Origin of the sequence: Agarivorans litoreus (assembly GCF_019649015.1) — a bacterium.
Classification (GTDB): Bacteria; Pseudomonadota; Gammaproteobacteria; order Enterobacterales; family Celerinatantimonadaceae; genus Agarivorans; species Agarivorans litoreus.
This window is the reverse complement of the sequence record NZ_BLPI01000001.1, coordinates 592,765-611,769: the sequence shown is the minus strand read 5'-3', so window position 1 is coordinate 611,769 and position 19,005 is coordinate 592,765. Positions and strand designations below refer to the sequence as shown.

The window sequence follows — 19,005 nt, the reverse complement described above, 5'->3', positions numbered from 1 at the left end:
CCTCTGAGACCTGTCTGTTAGTTTTTAATAATGCGTGGTAAGTCTTCTTCATCACGAAGTGTTAGTACTTCAACACCGTCGTTAGTGACTAATAACGTGTGCTCCCACTGTGCGGAGTTTTTACCGTCGTTGGTACGTGCTGTCCAGCCATCTTCTTCATCAACCCAGTTGCCTTTTTTGCCTTGATTAATCATCGGTTCAATGGTGAAACACATGCCTGCTTTTAATACCGTTCGGTCGTTGTTGCGGTAGTGCATGATTTGAGGATCTTCATGGAAACCTTCACCAATACCGTGGCCACAAAAGTTATCGACAATGCCGTAGCGATAGTTGCCTTTTTTCAAGTATTTTTGAATTGCATTACCTATGTCGCTGACTTTATTGCCAGGTTTTACCACTTTAATGGCTTGGTAGAGCGCTTGCTGAGTCACGCGGCATAACAGTTTATCGGCAGGTGAGGCATTGCCCACCAAAAACATTTTGGAGGTATCGCCGTGATAACCGTCTTTTATTACTGTGATATCGATGTTGATTACATCGCCATCTTGCAAAATATGGGTACTAGAAGGAATACCATGGCATACCACGTCGTTTACCGAGGTACAGATTGATTTAGGAAAGCCATGGTAATCTAGCGGTGCTGGAATGGCCCCTTGCTCGTTTACTATGTAGTCATGGCAGCGTTGATTAAGTTCATCGGTGCTAACGCCAACCTTAACATAAGGGGCGATCATGGTGAGAACGTCTGCCGCTAGGCGACCAGCAACGCGCATCTTTTCAATTTGTTCAGGGGTTTTTATTACTATGCTCATGAGTACTAATAGTTGAGTGTTTACCTTGGTTTTGCCGCTAGTTTACCGTAAGGGCGAGGGGAGTTGTAGTAGCTAGAAAAATTAACGAAAAGTTTAGCCTTAGCTTTATCAATATCGCTATTTATGGTATAAAGCGCGCCGTAAGTCATTACTCTGGTTTTCGAATTAGCGTGGATGCTTACATAAATTAAATATTTATATTTTAAACACACACACACATCGTCACGTTTTCCGGGGTGCTGGGCAATTTGGTCTGGTCGGTAAAATGGGATGTGTGGAGGCCTAACCCCATTTGAGGAAATTATAATGGCAAACGTTTCAATGCGCGATATGCTTCAAGCAGGCGTACACTTTGGTCACCAAACTCGTTACTGGAACCCAAAAATGAAGCCTTTCATTTTTGGTGCTCGTAACAAAGTTCATATCATTAACTTAGAAAAAACTGTACCTATGTTTAATGATGCAATGTCTGTTCTTAAGAAAGTTGCATCTAAGAAAGGTAAAGTTCTTTTTGTTGGTACTAAGCGCGCTGCTGGTGACACCATCAAAGCTGAAGCACTTCGTTCAGATCAATTCTACGTTAACCACCGCTGGTTGGGTGGTATGTTGACTAACTGGAAAACAGTACGTCAATCTATCAAGCGTCTAAAAGATCTAGAAGCTCAAAGCCAAGACGGTACTTTCGAAAAGCTAACCAAGAAAGAGGCGCTGATGCGTACTCGCGAAATGGAAAAGCTTGAGAAAAGCCTTGGCGGTATCAAAAACATGGGCGGTCTACCAGACGTATTGTTTGTAATCGATGCTGAACACGAGCACATCGCTATTCGCGAAGCAAACAACCTAGGTATTCCAGTTATCTCTGTAGTTGATACTAACTCTGCACCAGACGGTGTTGATTACATCATTCCTGGTAACGACGACGCTATCCGTGCAATTAAATTGTACCTTGGCGCAGCTGCTGATACTGTTATCGAAGGTCGTCAAGACGACATCGTAGTACAAGCTGAAGAAGATGGTTTCGTAGAGGAAGCTGCTGAGTAATTAAATGCAATAAACTGCATTTACACTAAGTGAGCTTGATGATTAGCAGGGGGCAAGCTTGTCCCCTGAGTTTTATCCGATAAACAGTCGAGGATCAAACAAATGGCAATTACTGCTGCCCTAGTAAAAGAACTGCGCGAACGTACCGGCGCAGGCATGATGGATTGTAAAAAAGCGTTGACTGAAACTGATGGTGACATCGAGTTGGCGATTGAAAATATGCGTAAAAGCGGTGCAGCTAAAGCTGCAAAAAAAGCGGGTAACATCGCTGCCGAAGGCGCAATTATTATTAAAGAAGGCGCTGGTTTTGCTGCCTTGTTAGAAGTCAACTGTCAAACTGACTTTGTTGCTAAAGACGCAAGCTTTTTAGCGTTTGCTGAAAAAGTTGCTGAAGCAGCTGCAGCAGCTAAAACTGACATCGAAACTTTGAAAGCTGATTTTGAAGAAGAGCGTGTTCAGTTAGTCGCTAAAATTGGCGAAAACATCTCTGTTCGTCGCGTAGAGTACTTAGATGGTGCAACTATCGCTTCTTACCGTCACGGCGAGCGCATTGGTGTTGCTGTAACTGGTGAAGCTGATGCTGAAACGCTGAAGCACATTGCTATGCATGTTGCTGCTTCTAAGCCAGAGTTCTTATCTCCTGAAGATGTTCCTGCTGACGTAGTTGAGAAAGAAGAAAAGCTTCAAATCGAAATTGCGATGAATGAAGGTAAACCAGAAGAAATCGCTAAGAAAATGGTAACTGGCCGTATGAAGAAATTCACCGGCGAGATTTCATTAACTGGTCAAGCGTTCATCATGGAACCTAAGAAAACTGTTGGCGCAATCTTGAAAGAGAAAGGTGCTTCAGTAGCTGGTTTCATTCGCCTAGAAGTTGGCGAAGGTATTGAGAAAAAAGAAGAAGATTTTGCTGCAGAAGTAGCTGCACAAATCGCAGCAGCTAAAAAGTAATTTTAGTTGTTCTTCAGGTTGCGGTATCATGCCGCAACCTTCTTGTATTTCTAAATAAGAGAGATCATCATCGCTATGAGCACCAATCCTAAACCTGCATATCGTCGCATTCTTTTAAAACTTTCAGGTGAAGCCCTAATGGGTGATGAAGGTTTTGGTATAGACCCTAAAGTATTGGATCGTATGGCTCTTGAAATCAAAGAGTTAGTAGAATTAGGTATCCAAGTTGGGCTAGTTATTGGTGGTGGTAACCTGTTTCGAGGCGAAGGCCTTGCAAAAGCAGGTATGAACCGAGTAGTAGGCGACCACATGGGTATGCTAGCAACCGTGATGAACGGCTTAGCGATGCGAGACGCACTACACAGAAATTTTGTAAACGCGCGCTTAATGTCGGCCATTGAGCTAAACGGCGTGTGTGATTCATACAACTGGGCAGATGCTATTAGCAATCTTAAAGCGGGCAAAGTTGTTATTTTCTCAGCGGGTACGGGTAATCCTTTCTTCACAACAGACTCTGCAGCGTGTTTACGTGGCATTGAGATTGAAGCTGAAGCAGTGCTTAAAGGCACTAAAGTAGACGGTGTATTTACCGCCGATCCAGTTAAAGACCCTGCAGCAACACTTTACCGTGAGCTAGATTACGCTGAAGTATTAGATAAAGAATTAAAAGTGATGGATTTGGCCGCATTCACCTTAGCACGTGATCATAACTTGCCAATTCGTGTATTTAACATGAACAAACCTGGTAGTTTGAAGAACGTTGTGATGGGTGCAGACGAAGGTACTACAATTTGTCACGTATCAAATAAAACAGAAACAGAGTAGGGATAGTTATCGTGATTAACGAAATCAAACAAGATGCTCAAACACGCATGGGTAAAAGCATTGAGTCTTTAAAAACTCAAATGTCTAAGGTCCGCACTGGCCGCGCCCACACAAGTCTATTAGACGGCATTATGGTGCCTTATTACGGTGTAGATACGCCGCTGAAGCAAGTTGGTAACGTATCAACTGAAGACTCGCGTACGTTAACTGTAACCGTTTTTGATGCAAGCTTAATTAGTGCGGTAGAAAAAGCAATTATGAGCTCAGACTTAGGCTTAAATCCGTCTTCGGCCGGTACCCTTATCCGCATTCCGTTGCCAATGCTTACTGAAGAACGCCGTCGCGATCTTATTAAAATTGTTCGCGCCGAAGCTGAGCAAGCGCGTGTGGCAATTCGTAACATTCGTCGTGACGCAAATGGTGATGTTAAGGAACTGCTTAAAGAAAAAGAAATTGGTGAAGATGATGATCGTCGTGCTCAAGACGAAATTCAAAAAATTACTGATGCGGCTGTTAAGCAAGTTGATGAAGCTTTAGCCGCAAAAGAAGCAGAGTTGCTTGAAGTTTAATCGATTTATAGATTGAAAATAGCCGTGTCTTGTTACACGGTTTTTTTTTGTAAGTAAGAGTAGTGAATTATGACCTTACCTGAAGCGCAGCAGTTAGCCGTGAAAGATGCTATGCCAAAGCATGTTGCCATCATTATGGATGGCAACGGGCGTTGGGCTCAGCAACGTGGCAAATTGCGCATGTTTGGCCACCAAGCAGGGGTGAAGTCTGTAAGACGGGCTGTAAGTTTTGCCACTCAATTAGGCGTAAAGTCGTTAACTTTGTTTGCCTTTAGCAGTGAGAACTGGCGACGCCCGGAAGAAGAAGTGTCAAGCTTAATGAATTTGTTTTTGACAGTTTTGCAACGAGAAGTTAAAAAACTGAAAAACAATAATGTACAACTAAGAATAATTGGTGATACTTCTCGCTTTAGTGACAAATTGCAAAAACGCATTGCCATTGCCCAAAATGAAACAGCGGCAAACGATGGCTTAGTACTAAACATTGCTGCTAACTACGGTGGCCGCTGGGACATTGTAAACGCTAGCCAACAATTAGCTGAACAAGTTAAAAAGGGTTACTTAGATGCGCAAGACATTAGTGAAGAGCATATCTCGGCATTAATGGAAAGCGACACTGTGGGCGACGTGGATTTATTAATCCGCACCGGTGGCGATCACCGAATTAGTAACTTTTTGCTATGGCAAACCGCTTATGCAGAGCTTTACTTTAGTGATGTGTTGTGGCCAGACTTTGACGAAGATGCATTTGGCGAGGCCATTGCTGCATTTGTGAGTCGCGAGCGTCGCTTTGGTTGTACTGGGGAACAGGTACAAGCTTTGTTGATAGACAATCAAAAAAATGAGGATCATTTTGCTTAAGCAAAGAATCATAACGGCGCTGATATTAGCGCCTTTGGCCCTAGCTGCAATTTTCATGTTACCGCTGTTTGGCTTAGCGGTGGTATTTGCTTTGGTGCTGGTATTGGCAGCCAGAGAATGGGCTAGAGTGGTGTCTGACCGAGGCTCAAAGCGTTTGAGCTTTTTTGTTGTCTTCTCATTGGTTTTTGGGTTTAGCTTGTGGCAACTCCCACTCGATAGCCTCGCGCAATCAACTTGGTTTAGCGCCATGCTCGGCCTTGCTGTAGCTGCTTGGCTAAGTAGTTTATATTTACTTTCACGTTATCCTCATTCGGCGACGTTTTGGCACAACAGTAGCGTCTTTAAGTTGCTAGTTGGGCTTGTAGTGCTACTGCCATTCTTTTGGTCTTTAGTCTTTTTACGCTCGGTTGACCCTAGCAATCCAGCTGTTGGTGGTGCTTGGGTACTTTATGTATTGTTGCTAGTTTGGGCTGCAGATACTGGGGCTTATTTTGCCGGTAAGCGTTTTGGTAAGCGCAAGTTGGCTAAAAATGTTAGCCCAAAAAAAACCATTGAAGGTTTGTTAGGTGGCTTGGCTGTTGCGGCTCTAGTTACGGTTGGCGCATTTATCTTCTTAGACATACCAGAAGGCAAAGAGTGGGTATTAGTGATTGCCAGTGGATTTACTGTTCTAGCCTCGGTTGTTGGTGATTTAGTTGAAAGCATGTTTAAGCGTCAAGCTGGAATAAAAGACAGCGGTAGTTTACTTCCAGGCCATGGCGGCTTACTTGACCGGATTGACAGCATGACGGCAGCGATGCCAGTATTTGCTTTTTTCTTCCTTCATTGGATGTAGCCCTTGATGAGCAAGCAATTGGTTATTCTTGGCGCCACCGGGTCGATTGGTAGCAGTACCCTTAAAGTTATTCGCGAAAACCCACGGAGTTTTTCTTTATTTGGTGTGACGGGGGGGAAAAACCTAAGCGCTATGTTGGAAATTTGTCGAGAGTTTTCTCCTCAATACGCGCTAATGGCCGACGAACCTAGTAATCATAAACTGCGTGAAGCGATTAAAGTTGAGTCTCTTAAGGTAGAAGTACCTAGCGGTGATAAGGCCATTGCGGACCTGGTTAAGGCCTCTGAAGTTGAATTGGTGATGGCTGCTATTGTTGGCGCAGCGGGTTTGTTACCTACATTGGCTGCAGTAGAGGCAGGCAAAACCGTGTTGTTGGCTAATAAAGAAGCCTTGGTAATGAGCGGCGCTATCTTCATGGAAGCGGCCAAAAAAAGCGGTGCTCAAATTCTACCGGTCGATAGTGAACATAATGCCATATTCCAATGTATGCCAGAACAAGTTCAACAGCAGCTTGGTTATTGTAATTTGTCTGAGGCTGGCGTAAGCAAAATTTTGCTTACCGGTTCTGGTGGGCCTTTTAGATACACCGAGTTGGCAAGCTTGTCGTCGGTAACTCCAGCGCAAGCTTGCGCACATCCAAATTGGTCGATGGGGCAAAAGATCTCGGTAGACTCAGCCACCATGATGAACAAGGGTTTAGAGTATATAGAAGCTAAGCGCTTATTTAATACTCAACCTAATCAAATAGATGTGATTATTCACCCTCAATCAATCATTCATTCCATGGTGCAGTACTGCGATGGTTCGGTGCTTGCGCAAATGGGCCAACCGGATATGGCTACGCCAATCGCCCATGTGATGGCATACCCACAACGGCAAGTTTCTGGAGTAGAGGCTTTGGATTTCTTCAGCATTGGCGAATTGAGCTTTATTCCACCCGATTATGCTAAATACCCTTGCTTGAAATTGGCTATCGATGCCTGTTATGACAGCCAAACTGCTACGACTTGCTTAAATGCGGCTAACGAAATCGCCGTGGAAGCATTTTTGGCAGAGCGGATAAAATTCACCCAGATTGCCGAAGTTGTCGCCACTTGCTTGGATAAACAGAGTTATATGGGCGCCGAAACTGAACTTTCAGTTTTACTAGAGGTCGACCAAAGGGCGCGAATGCATGCTGATGCAGCGGTTAAAAGGATCTGTGCATGAACGAAGTGATTTGGAACACCAGCTTTTTTATTATTGCCCTAGGCATCTTGGTAACAGTGCATGAGTTTGGCCACTTTTGGGTCGCCCGTCGTTGTGGTGTTAAAGTAGAGCGCTTTTCAATAGGCTTTGGTAAAGCGCTGTGGCGTAGAACTGCCAAAGATGGTACTGAATACGTAGTGGCGATTATCCCGCTTGGTGGCTACGTGAAAATGCTCGATGAACGAGTAGCCGAAGTGCCTGCCGAGCTTCGCTCTCAAGCCTTTAATAATAAAACATTGGGTCAGCGCAGTGCTGTTGTCGCGGCTGGTCCTATTGCTAACTTTTTGCTAGCTATATTAGCCTTCTGGCTGATGTTTGTTATTGGTGTTCCTTCAGTAAAACCAGTTCTAGGTGGTGTTGCACCTAACAGTATTGCTGAACAAGCGGGCCTTCGTTCAGGTCACGAGATTATCATGATTGACGGCCAGAAAACCCTAGATTGGGAAAGCGTCAACTTAGCCTTGGTTAGCCAGCTTGGTAATGAGTCGATGGCGGTAGAAGTCAAAGATACAGAAACCCAACGAACTCAAACAGCTTACTTGGATATTCGCCAGTGGCAGTTGGACAGTGAGCAGCAAAGTCCAATTATTAGTTTAGGCCTACAGCCATTTAGTCCAAGCATCTCGATGAACGTTGCTAAGGTGGTTGCTGGTAAACCTGCCGCAGAGGCTGGTTTGTTAGAGGGCGATAAGCTGTTAGCACTAGATGGCGTTAATCTCGCTTCTTGGCAAGATTTTGTAACTTATGTTCAAGCTAGGCCGCATCAGTCAATTGTTGTTGATGTTGAGCGTTCTGGTAGTCCAGTACAGCTAACCATGACTCCTGAAGCTAGAGAATACCAAGGTAAAGAAAGCGGCTACGTGGGTTTAGCGCCCGAAGTATCCGAGTTTCCAGAAGAGTACCGAATTGACTTGCATTATGGTGTTTTTGATGCATTTGGTAAGTCACTCGAACGAACTTGGCATTTAAGCAAATTGACAGTGTCAATGATCGGTAAATTGGTGACAGGGGTGGTTTCATTAGATAACCTTAGCGGTCCAATCTCTATCGCTAAAGGTGCTGGTGCCACGGCTGATTATGGGTTGGTGTATTTTTTAGGTTTTGTTGCTTTGGTTAGTATTAACTTAGGCATTATTAATTTATTTCCCTTACCAGTACTAGATGGAGGGCACTTAGTGTTTTTTGCTGTCGAAGGTATTACTGGTAAACCCGTGTCAGAGCGTGTGCAGGAAATTGGATTTAGGATTGGTGCAGTATTAGTAATGGCTTTGATGAGCCTGGCTATTTTTAATGATTTCATGCGCTTATAACAATTAAATAGGACGTTCTTTTTTCTTATGTTCAAAAAGCAGTTGGTTGTTGGACTTTTACTAGCCTGCATCTCGGGAACGACTCTCGCCGCGGACAATTCGGCGTTTACTGTTGCAGATATTCGGCTCGAGGGATTGCAAAGGGTATCGTTGGGTGCCGCGCTGTTACAAATTCCTTTACGCGTTGGTGATGAGGTTGATAGCTCTCAAGTTAGTGAGAGTATTAAGCGATTGTATCGCAGTGGAAACTTCGAAGATATTCAGGTTTATCGTGATGGAGATGCGCTGGTATTCAAGGTTCTTGAAAGGCCAACTGTCAGCAATATTGAGTATTCAGGTAATAAAGATATAAAAACGGAACAACTTGAAGAGTCATTGCGCTCATCAGGGATAAAAATTGGTGAGCCGCTAGATAAAACTAACTTGCGTAATATAGAAAAAAGTCTAGAAGACTTTTACTACAGTGTGGGTAAGTACAGTGCTCGAGTAAAAGCCATTGTTACGCCATTGCCGCGCAATCGAGTTGATTTGAAGTTTAATTTCCAAGAGGGACTATCCGCGGAAATTGAACAAATTAACATTATTGGTAATCAAAAATTTTCTTCGGGTGAGCTAATTAAGCGTATGACGCTCACTGATAATGCTCCTTGGTGGAATGTTTTAGCTGATCAAAAATATCAAAAGCAAAAACTGGCTGGTGACTTAGAAACCATCAACAGCTTTTATTACGACCGTGGATATATCCGCTTTAAAGTCGATTCCACTCAAGTTGCTTTAACGCCAGATAAGAAAGGCATTTACATCACCATTAACGTTGATGAAGGCGAGATTTACACGGTAGAGAAAGTTGAGTTAGCGGGTAACCTCCTAGATAAGAGCGCTGAGTTAAATGGATTAGTTAGCATTAAAGAAGGTGATACATACAGTGGCGCCGAAGTGACAAAAACAGAAGAGTTGCTTTCTAAGTTTTTAGGGCGCTATGGCTATGCTTATCCTCAGGTAAATGTATTCCCGGTTATTGATGATGAGACTAAATCGGTGGTACTTAACATAAACATTGATCCTGGTAGTCGAGTGTATGTGCGTCGTATCAATGTTAGCGGTAACACCATTACTAAAGATGAAGTGCTGCGTCGTGAAATGCGTCAAATGGAAGGCACTTGGCTTTCAAATCGTTTGGTGGAGCAATCAAGGGCGCGTTTAAGTCGACTAGGCTTTTTCGAAACTGTCGATGTTGATACAGTAAAAGTGCCTGGCTCAGACGATCAAGTTGATGTGAATTTTACCGTTAAAGAACAGCCTTCTGGTTCGTTCAATGCTGGCGTAGGTTTTGGCACAGAGTCTGGTTTGAGCCTTTCTGCTGGGGTGCAACAGGATAATTTTCTTGGTACAGGTAATCGAGCGGGTATTAATATTAGTACCAATAAATACTCTAAGAACTTCGACGTAAACTTTACAGACCCTTACTTCACTAAAGACGGTGTAAGCTTTGGCGGGAGATTTTACTATACAGATTTCGAAGCATCAAAAGCTGATATCGTAGACTATAACAATGAAACCATTGGTCTACGCGGCACTCTTGGGTTCCCGGTAAATGAATACAACCGCCTAAGTGTCAGCCTAGGTTTAGAGCAAAATAAAATTTCGCAATTAAATGCCTATGCGCAAATCCAACAGTTTTGGGATATTTATGCGCCACATCGAAATGATGATGGTTCATTGACCTTTGGATCTCTAGATACCACTTTGGGGTGGAGTCGTAACACTTTAAACAATGGCTCAATGCCAACCGCAGGTTCGTCGCAAAAGTTTGATACTAAAATCACCATTCCTGGTTCAGACGTTCAGTATTTTAAAATGAGTTTTGATACTCGTCACTTCTTCCCTATTACCACCAATCATGACTGGGCTTTAGCCGTTAGAGGTAAGGTGGGATACGGGAATGGTTACGGACAGATAGAGGGTAACGATCAAATTTTACCTTTCTTCGAAAACTTTTATGCCGGTGGTTACTCCACCTTACGTGGTTTCCGTTCAAATACCGTTGGCCCACGAGCGCTTTACCTGGTGGATAACAACGGCAGCTCTTATGTTACCTCGTCTGATGATTCAGTAGGTGGCAACGCCTTAGCGGTCGGTTCAGCTGAACTTATCTTCCCAACACCATTTCTTGACGAAGCCTATATTCGTCAAGTTCGTACTACTGCATTTATAGATTTTGGTACAGTCTGGGATACAGAGTTCGATTATGAACGATATAGTCAAATGCAATGTATTAGATATTGTGACCGTTTTGGTGATTATTCATCACCAGACCGAATTCGAGCATCAGTAGGTGTGTCTATACAATGGTTTTCTCCAATGGGACCATTGGTATTCTCATTTGCTAAGCCAATTAAGAGTTATGAAGGAGATCGTTCTGAAGCCTTCTCATTTAATATTGGCCAAACTTTTTAACTTTTGATTTTAGGAGTCAATCTTTTGAAAAAACTAATTGCTGCCGTTGCCCTTGCTGCAACTATTGTAACCCCAAGTTTTAGCGCGCTAGCAAAAACAAAAATTGCTGTGATAAATATTGCTGAAGTATTCCAGCAATTACCACAGCGCGATACCTTACAAAAAACGTTGAAAGATGAGTTCGAAGTACGCGTTCAAGAGGTTCGGGGCTTAGAAACCGAAATGCAAAGACTTTACGACAAACGCGAGAAAGATGGTGAACTCCTTGGCCAACAAGAAGTAACCAAAATTACTCGCCAACTAGAAACTATGCAGGCTGAATACAAGCTTAAGCGTAAGAATTTAGAAGAGGACCAGCGTCGTCGCGGTGCAGAAGAGCAACAGAAATTAATGGTTAAAGTTCAAGATGCGATTGTTGAAGTATCTAAAGCACACGGCTACGATTTAGTATTACCTTTAGATGCAACCGCGTACGCATCTGATTCTTTAGATATTACCAAAAAAGTTGTTCAACAAGTTAGTAAGAGTAAGTAAATATGGCACTAAGCCTTGGCCAAATCGCTGAGCATCTCGGGCTTCCCCTAAAGGGGGACCCCGAGCAACTTATTTCAAATATAGCGCCCTTCGACAAAGCTGGGGCGCAAGAGATAAGCTTTTTAACGAATGCAAAGTACAAACCTTTGCTAGCTACGAGTAAAGCAGGGGCGCTTATTCTGCCTAAAAATTACTCAGATGCTTTTTCTGGGAATACGCTAATTAGCGAAGACCCATATGTGAGTTACGCTCAGTTGGCGCAGCTTTTAGACACAACACCTGATTGTGCTTACGGAATTCACCCATCTGCTATCATCGATGATAACGCGAGTATTGGTAGTAATGTATCAGTTGGCGCAAATGCTGTTATTGAAAGTGGCGTTGTATTAGGTGACGGCGTGCAAATCGGTGCAGGTTGTTTTATCGGTAGAAATGCATCTATTGGCGCAGAAACAAAGCTATGGGCTAATTGCAGCGTTTATCACGAAGTTGAAATTGGCCAACAATGTTTAGTTCAAAGTAATACTGTAATTGGTGCTGATGGTTTTGGTTACGCGAATAAGCAGGGCCAATGGCTTAAAATACCGCAATTGGGTACCGTAATTATTGGTGACAAAGTTGAAATAGGTGCGTCAGTTTCTATTGACCGAGGCGCGCTCGATAATACTGAAATAGCATCGAACGTTCTTATTGATAACCAAGTACATATTGGACACAACGTAACGATTGGTAGTGGAACTGCGATTGCTGGCACTACCGGAATTGCCGGTAGTACCAAAATTGGCTGCTACTGCATAATTGGTGGTGGTGTGGGCATTAATGGTCACATTGAAATATGCGACAAAGTGACGATTACCGCTTTCTCAATGGTCATTAAGTCAATCAGTGAGCCAGGGGTTTATTCTTCCGGCATGCCCACCCAAGCTAATCGCCATTGGCGAAAATCTATGGCCCGCTTATCTCAAATTGATGAGATGCATAAACGAATTGTAAGCTTAGAACGTAAACACAACGCAAAAGCCGACTAAATTAGGAACAGATTTTGACTAAACCACTTAACCGCCTAGAAATTCAAGACATCATGGAGCTTTTGCCGCACCGCTACCCATTTTTGTTGGTAGACCGGGTATTAGATTTTGAAGAAGGTAAAACTCTACACGCCATTAAAAACGTAACTTTTAATGAACCGTTTTTTACTGGCCACTTTCCACAACAACCCGTTTTCCCTGGCGTATTGATACTCGAGGCGTTGGCTCAATGTACTGGAATTTTGGCGTTTAAATCTACCACAAAACCGGCCGATAACGAGCTTTACTACTTTGCCGGTATTGATAACGCTCGCTTTAAAAAGCCGGTTGGCCCTGGTGACGTTTTGCACCTTGAAGTTGAATTATTGCGCGACCGTCGCGGCATAGGTAAATTTAACTGTGTCGCTAAGGTAGAAGGCGAAGTGGTATGTAGCGGCGAAATCATGTGCGCACGTAGGGCCTACAAGTAAGTGGAGCTGAATATGATAGATAGCACTGCAAGTATACATCCAAGCGCCATCATCGGAGGTAATGTAAAAATTGGTGCCAACACTACTGTTGGTGCTTTTACCATTATTCGCGGTGAAGTGGAGATTGGTGATAACTGTCAAATCGCTTCACATGTAGTGATTAAAGGTCACTCCAAAATTGGTAATAATAACCGCATTTTTCAATTTGCCTCGGTAGGTGAAGATTGCCAAGACTTGAAATATGCCGGCGAAGAAACTTATTTAGAAATTGGCGATAATAATACCATTCGAGAAAGTGTCACTATTCACCGCGGTACGACTCAAGACCAAGGCATTACTAAAATCGGTAGCAATTGTTTATTTATGATTAATGCGCATGTTGCTCATGATTGTGTAGTGGGTAATGGCTGTATTTTTGCAAATAATGCTACGTTGGCTGGCCACGTGACTATTGGTGATAACGTGATTTTTGGTGGCCAAGCAGCTATTCATCAGTTTGGTAAAGTTGGCTCTTACGCCTTTGTTGGTGGATGTGCGGCAGTAAACAAAGATGTTCCTCCCTATGTGATGGCTGTGGGTAATTACGCTCGTCCCGTAGCGGTAAATACCGAGGGTTTGTTGCGCAGGGGGTTTAGCAAAGAGGCTATTAAGGCAATTCGTCAAGCCTACAAAACGCTCTATCGCAGCGGCAATACTTTAGAAGAGGCGCTTAAACAAATAGAGTTATCAGCTGAGCAATTCCCAGAAGTAAAATTGTTTGCCGATTTTCTAAAAGAAAACGGCCGAGGCATTGTTCGCTAATGGCGCAAGCTGATTTGCATATAGCCATTGTCGCCGGGGAAGTCTCCGGCGATATTTTAGGTGCAGGGTTAATTGCTGCACTTAAGCAACAATACCCCAGCGCACGCTTTTCTGGTATTGCTGGCCCGCTAATGCAAAAACAAGGTTGTGAGGCCTTGTTTGATATGGAAGAGTTATCGGTAATGGGCTTAGTCGAAGTTTTAGGCCGGTTACCACGGATTCTTAAAGTTCGTAAGCAGTTGCTTCAGCATTACATACAATCGCCTCCTGATATTTATATTGGTGTTGACGCTCCAGACTTCAACTTAGGCGTAGAACACAAGTTACACACAAAAGGTATAAAAACCGTCCATTATGTGAGCCCGTCAGTATGGGCGTGGAAGCAAAAACGCGTTTTTAAGATTAAAGAAGCTTGCAATAAAATTCTCGTTTTCTTGCCATTTGAAAAAGCTTTTTATGATCGCTTCGAAGTGCCTTGTGAGTTTGTTGGCCATACCCTTGCGGACCAAGTTGCTATGCATAGTCCGCAGCTCCCAGCTATTGAACAGCTTGGCTTAGATAGCACCAAAAAGGTGTTGGCAATTCTGCCTGGTAGTCGAAATGCCGAAGTAGATTTGCTTACACCTGTGTTCTTAGAATCGGCTAAAAAACTGGTTCAACAGTTTCCTGGTATACAGTTGGTTGCCCCTTTGGTTAATCAACGGCGACGAGAGCAATTTGAAGCTTTAGTCAATGAGTATGGGCCAGAGTTAGATATCAAAATTGTCGACGGTCAAGCTCGTACCGTAATGACTGCTGCAGACGCTATTTTATTAGCTTCTGGCACGGCAACGTTGGAAGCTATGTTAGTAAAACGCCCAATGGTCGTTGGCTATCGTTTCAAGCCTTTGACTTATCGAATAGCTAAAATGATCGTAAACGCAAAATTCGCTGCTTTACCCAACTTGCTTGCCGATAAAATGATTGTGCAAGAATTTGTGCAAGATGAGTGCACCAGCGATAATATTGTCGAAGAATTAAGCAAGTTGCTGCAAAACGATAACAGTGAACTGATTGATACTTTTACAGAGCTTCACCAAAAAATTCGCTGCGACGCTGACTATAAAGCAGCTAAAGCGGTTATTGAAGTCATAAATAGTTAGTTATTCCTAATACCTTTTCTTTGGAGTTGTAATGACGCCCTTTGTTTATCCTTCTGGTTATTCTGTTTTTGCTGGCGTAGATGAAGTAGGGCGTGGCCCTTTGGTGGGGGATGTGGTAACCGCCGCGGTTATCCTTGACCCTAAGCTGCCAATTGCTGGACTAAACGATTCCAAAAAGCTCACCGAGAAAAAACGTTTGGCGCTAGCCGAAGAGATCAAGCAACATGCAATAGCTTGGGCTATCGGCCGCGCAACTCCCCAAGAAATAGATGAGTTGAATATTTTGCATGCAACCATGCTGGCGATGTCTAGAGCCGTTGCGGCTTTGAGCGTTACTCCAGAGTTTGCTTTGATAGATGGCAACCGTGAACCTAAGTTAAATATCCCATGTTTGGCTGTTGTTAAGGGTGATGGTTTGGTGGCCGAAATTAGCGCGGCGTCTATCATCGCTAAAGTGGCTCGAGACCAAGAAATGGTAGAGTTAGATGCTCGTTATCCAGATTATCAGTTTGCTAAACACAAGGGTTATCCAACAGCCTTGCATTTAGAAATGCTCGAGAAGCATGGTGCGATTGCCGAGCATCGCCGCAGTTTTAAACCCGTACAGCGGGTACTAGGAGGGCGGTAGTTTTGTCAGAGCCTGCAGCAACTCCATCCTTCATTCATCTTAGGGTCCACTCAGACTTTTCGATGGTTGATGGCTTAAAAAAAGTAAAACCGATTGTTGCAAAAGCGGCCGAGTTAAATATGCCTGCAATTGCATTAACCGATCAAACTAACCTTTGTGGCTTAGTTAAGTTTTACGGCGAGGCTCACAACCAAGGGATTAAACCCATCGTAGGTTGTGATTTTTTTGTTCAGTCAGAAGAATTGGGTGATGACCAATTCCGGCTAACCTTGTTAGCCACTAATAATCAAGGCTATCAGAATATTACGATGCTCATCTCAAGGGCATATTTGCGAGGGCAGCTGCAGGGTAAGCCAGTTATTGATAAGCAATGGCTGAGTGAGCATGCTGAAGGAGTGATTGTTCTGTCTGGTGGTCGCCAAGGTGATGTGGGCAAAGCCTTACTTAAAGGTAACCACGATATCGTTGAGCGAAGTCTTGCATTTTATCAACAATACTTCCCTGATCATTACTTTTTAGAGTTGATTCGCACCGGCCGCCCCGATGAAGAAAATTACTTACATATGGCGGTTGCGTTAGCTGGCGAAAAAGCCTTGCCTGTGGTGGCAACAAATGAAGTTGTATTTTTAGAAGAAGATCAGTTTCAGCCTCATGAAGTGCGGGTTGCTATTCATGATGGCTTTGCTATTGATGATAGTCGGCGGCCTAAAAAATATAGTGCGCAACAATATCTTCGCAGCGAGCAAGAAATGCAGGAGTTGTTTGCTGATATACCTGAGGCGCTGCAAAACTCGGTAGAAATTGCTAAACGTTGTAATGTAACGGTGCGCTTAGGTGAATACTTTTTGCCAGACTTCCCGACAGGCGGGTTACCCATTGAGGAGTATTTCTGCAAAGTTTCTTGGGATGGCTTAGAAGAACGCTTAGCGTTTTTGTTTCCCGATCCTGAAGAACGGGCAAAACGTCGTCCCGAATATGATGAGCGGCTGCAAATTGAGCTTGATGTAATTAATCAAATGGGCTTCCCTGGTTACTTCCTTATCGTGATGGAATTCATTCAGTGGAGTAAAGATAATAATATTCCCGTGGGTCCGGGTAGGGGCTCTGGCGCAGGTTCACTCGTCGCTTACGCGCAAAAAATTACCGATTTAGATCCACTTGAGTTTGACTTGCTGTTTGAGCGATTCTTGAACCCCGAGCGGGTATCTATGCCCGACTTTGATGTCGATTTTTGTATGGATCGCCGTGATGAGGTGATCGATCACGTAGCCGAGTTATATGGCCGAGATGCGGTATCGCAAATTATCACCTTTGGAACTATGGCTGCCAAAGCAGTAGTGCGCGACGTGGGCCGTGTGCTTGGCCATCCCTTTGGTTTTGTTGACCGGATCTCCAAGTTGATTCCACCAGATCCAGGCATGACCTTAGAAAAAGCCTTCGAGGCTGAGCCACGTTTACCAGAGCTGTATAACGCAGACCAAGAAGTTCGCGAGCTAATCGATATGGCTCGTATCCTCGAAGGGGTAACCCGTAACGCGGGTAAACACGCCGGTGGTGTTGTAATTTCGCCCACCACTATTACCGACTTTGCGCCCTTATATTGCGACGCTGAAGGTAAAAACCCAGTTACCCAATTTGATAAGAATGATGTTGAATATGCCGGTTTGGTGAAGTTTGACTTCTTAGGCTTGCGTACACTTACCATCATTCAATGGGCCTTGGATATGCTTAACCCAGTGTTAGAAGCCAAGGGTGAGCAGCCGATCGATATTGCGGCGATTTCTACCACAGACCCCAAATCGTTTAGGCTACTGCAAGATTGCAAAACAACCGCGGTATTCCAGTTGGAATCTCGTGGTATGAAGGATTTGATAAAGCGTCTTAAGCCCGACTGTTTTGAAGATATGATCGCACTGGTGGCCTTGTTCCGACCTGGTCCATTGCAATCAGGTATGGTTGATAACTTTATTGAACGTAAACACGGTCGAGAAGCTATTTCCTACCCGGATGAAACTTGGCAACACGACAGTTTAAAACCTATTCTAGAGCCTACTTACGGCATTATTCTTTACCAAGAACAGGTAATGCAGATCGCTCAGGTTCTAGCTGGTTACACCCTCGGTGGCGCAGACATGTTACGTCGCGCGATGGGTAAGAAAAAACCTGAAGAAATGGCCAAGCAGCGAGCAGTGTTTGAAGAAGGCTCTATTAAGAATGGGGTTGATGGCGAACTGTCGATGAAGATCTTTGACTTGGTAGAAAAGTTCGCAGGCTACGGTTTTAACAAGTCCCACTCAGCCGCTTACGCCTTAGTTTCTTATCAAACCTTGTGGATGAAGGCCCATTACCCTGCGTACTTTATGGCTGCGGTGATGTCGGCCGATATGGATAACACCGATAAAATTGTTACCTTAGTAGATGAGTGCAACAACATGGGGCTTAAGCTGGTCCCGCCTGATGTAAACACCGGATTATTCAAGTTCTCGGTGAATGCCGACGAAGAAATTGTTTATGGTATAGGGGCAATTAAAGGCGTGGGTGAAGGCCCCATTGAAGCGATATTGGAAGCAAGAAAAACCGGCTCATTTATCGATCTCTTTGATTTTTGTTGTCGCTTAGATCTTAAGAAAATCAATAAGCGCGTGATTGAAAAGCTGATTATGGCAGGTGCTATGGATAAGCTCGGCCCACATCGCGCAGCGATGATGGCAACCTTACCAACAGCGATGCAAGCTGCATCACAGCATGCTAAAGCGTCTGCGCGCGGTCAAGAAGACTTATTCGGCATTATTGCTGAGGAGGATGATGAACGGCCAGAGTTTGTTGATGAGCCAGTATGGACCGAAAAAGTTTGGTTAGAAGGGGAAAAAGAAACCCTTGGATTATATCTAACCGGGCATCCGGTTAACCGCTATCTAAAAGAGTTTCGCCACTATACCACTGGCCGCTTAGTTGATATTCGCCCTACAGCTCGAGGTACGACCTCGACAGTTGCGGGGTTAGTGCTATCAACTCGGGTGATGCTCACTAAGCGTGGCTCCAAAATGGGCATTATTCAGTTAGATGATCGCAGTGCTCGTTTGGATGTGATGTTCTTTAGTGAAGCCTTCGATACCTACCAAGAATTATTAGAAAAAGATCGCATGTTAGTGATTCAAGGAGAGGTCAGCGTTGATGATTTCTCCGGAGGCATTAAAATGACTGCTCGTGAAGTCATGGATTTATCGATGGCGCGTGAACGTTGGATGAAAAAATTGCGTTTACGAATGTGTCGAGACCAGCTAGACGAGCTATTTTGGCAAAGATTTTACGAAGTATTAGAGCCTTATCGAGCAGGAACCTGCCCAATAGCAATAAGTTATGAGGGCGATAATGCCAGTGGCATGTTAAGCTTAGGCACCGATTGGCGAATTACGCCGAGTGAAGATTTAATAGAGGCGTTGACCCAACTGCTGGGACAACAGCAAGTCACCCTAGAATTTAATTAAGAAAA

The 19,005-nt window shown here is 43.9% G+C and carries 17 protein-coding genes; 16 read left to right on the top strand and 1 reads right to left on the bottom strand.

The annotated features are described in order from the left end of the window. Positions 1 to 17: 17 nt before the first annotated feature. Positions 18 to 812, bottom strand: a complete 795-nt coding sequence (gene map / locus K5L93_RS02790) for a type I methionyl aminopeptidase (protein WP_220718383.1) — start codon at positions 810 to 812, stop codon at positions 18 to 20. A gap of 306 nt (positions 813 to 1,118) precedes the next feature. On the opposite strand from map, the gene rpsB reads away from it, so the two are divergent. From rpsB to dnaE, 16 genes are all read left to right on the top strand, one after another. Next, positions 1,119 to 1,853, top strand: coding sequence for a 30S ribosomal protein S2 (rpsB, locus tag K5L93_RS02785; protein WP_220718382.1), 735 nt, complete (start codon positions 1,119 to 1,121; stop codon positions 1,851 to 1,853). 102 nt (positions 1,854 to 1,955) lie between these two features. After that, on the top strand, positions 1,956 to 2,804 hold the full coding sequence (gene tsf / locus K5L93_RS02780; RefSeq protein ID WP_220718381.1) for a translation elongation factor Ts: 849 nt from the start codon (positions 1,956 to 1,958) through the stop codon (positions 2,802 to 2,804). Positions 2,805 to 2,879: 75 nt separating this feature from the next. Then, positions 2,880 to 3,629, top strand: a complete 750-nt coding sequence (pyrH, locus tag K5L93_RS02775; RefSeq protein ID WP_220718380.1) for a UMP kinase — start codon at positions 2,880 to 2,882, stop codon at positions 3,627 to 3,629. 11 nt (positions 3,630 to 3,640) lie between these two features. Further along, positions 3,641 to 4,198 (top strand): ribosome recycling factor, encoded by a 558-nt coding sequence (frr, locus tag K5L93_RS02770; protein WP_220718379.1) that lies wholly within the window; start codon positions 3,641 to 3,643, stop codon positions 4,196 to 4,198. Between the two features lie 69 nt (positions 4,199 to 4,267). Further along, positions 4,268 to 5,059, top strand: a complete 792-nt coding sequence (gene uppS / locus K5L93_RS02765; RefSeq protein ID WP_220718378.1) for a polyprenyl diphosphate synthase — start codon at positions 4,268 to 4,270, stop codon at positions 5,057 to 5,059. Beyond that, positions 5,052 to 5,894 (top strand): phosphatidate cytidylyltransferase, encoded by an 843-nt coding sequence (locus K5L93_RS02760; protein WP_220718377.1) that lies wholly within the window; start codon positions 5,052 to 5,054, stop codon positions 5,892 to 5,894. Before uppS ends, K5L93_RS02760 begins: the two co-directional genes overlap by 8 nt. A 6-nt stretch (positions 5,895 to 5,900) precedes the next feature. Further along, positions 5,901 to 7,103 (top strand): 1-deoxy-D-xylulose-5-phosphate reductoisomerase, encoded by a 1,203-nt coding sequence (gene ispC / locus K5L93_RS02755; protein ID WP_220718376.1) that lies wholly within the window; start codon positions 5,901 to 5,903, stop codon positions 7,101 to 7,103. Beyond that, positions 7,100 to 8,452 carry a sigma E protease regulator RseP gene (gene rseP, locus K5L93_RS02750; protein ID WP_220718375.1) on the top strand — a complete coding sequence of 451 codons (1,353 nt, stop codon included), beginning with the start codon at positions 7,100 to 7,102 and terminating at the stop codon, positions 8,450 to 8,452. Before ispC ends, rseP begins: the two co-directional genes overlap by 4 nt. A gap of 27 nt (positions 8,453 to 8,479) precedes the next feature. Continuing rightward, positions 8,480 to 10,909 carry an outer membrane protein assembly factor BamA gene (bamA, locus tag K5L93_RS02745; RefSeq protein WP_220718374.1) on the top strand — a complete coding sequence of 810 codons (2,430 nt, stop codon included), beginning with the start codon at positions 8,480 to 8,482 and terminating at the stop codon, positions 10,907 to 10,909. 24 nt (positions 10,910 to 10,933) lie between these two features. After that, entirely contained in the window at positions 10,934 to 11,443 is a 510-nt protein-coding gene (locus K5L93_RS02740) for an OmpH/Skp family outer membrane protein (protein WP_220718373.1), read from the top strand. A 2-nt stretch (positions 11,444 to 11,445) separates the two neighbouring features. Further along, positions 11,446 to 12,471, top strand: a complete 1,026-nt coding sequence (gene lpxD / locus K5L93_RS02735; protein WP_220718372.1) for a UDP-3-O-(3-hydroxymyristoyl)glucosamine N-acyltransferase — start codon at positions 11,446 to 11,448, stop codon at positions 12,469 to 12,471. 14 nt (positions 12,472 to 12,485) lie between these two features. Next, the gene (gene fabZ / locus K5L93_RS02730; protein WP_220718371.1) at positions 12,486 to 12,941 is read left to right on the top strand and encodes a 3-hydroxyacyl-ACP dehydratase FabZ; all 456 of its coding nucleotides are present in this window, start codon (positions 12,486 to 12,488) and stop codon (positions 12,939 to 12,941) included. Positions 12,942 to 12,953: 12 nt separating this feature from the next. Further along, positions 12,954 to 13,742, top strand: a complete 789-nt coding sequence (gene lpxA, locus K5L93_RS02725; protein WP_220718370.1) for an acyl-ACP--UDP-N-acetylglucosamine O-acyltransferase — start codon at positions 12,954 to 12,956, stop codon at positions 13,740 to 13,742. Then, positions 13,742 to 14,884 (top strand): lipid-A-disaccharide synthase, encoded by a 1,143-nt coding sequence (lpxB, locus tag K5L93_RS02720; RefSeq protein ID WP_220718369.1) that lies wholly within the window; start codon positions 13,742 to 13,744, stop codon positions 14,882 to 14,884. Before lpxA ends, lpxB begins: the two co-directional genes overlap by 1 nt. A gap of 31 nt (positions 14,885 to 14,915) precedes the next feature. Then, on the top strand, positions 14,916 to 15,512 hold the full coding sequence (rnhB, locus tag K5L93_RS02715) for a ribonuclease HII (RefSeq protein ID WP_220718368.1): 597 nt from the start codon (positions 14,916 to 14,918) through the stop codon (positions 15,510 to 15,512). Positions 15,513 to 15,514: 2 nt separating this feature from the next. Beyond that, positions 15,515 to 19,000: a DNA polymerase III subunit alpha gene (gene dnaE, locus K5L93_RS02710; protein WP_220718367.1), complete on the top strand. Its 3,486-nt coding sequence runs from the start codon at positions 15,515 to 15,517 to the stop codon at positions 18,998 to 19,000. Positions 19,001 to 19,005 lie beyond the last annotated feature (5 nt).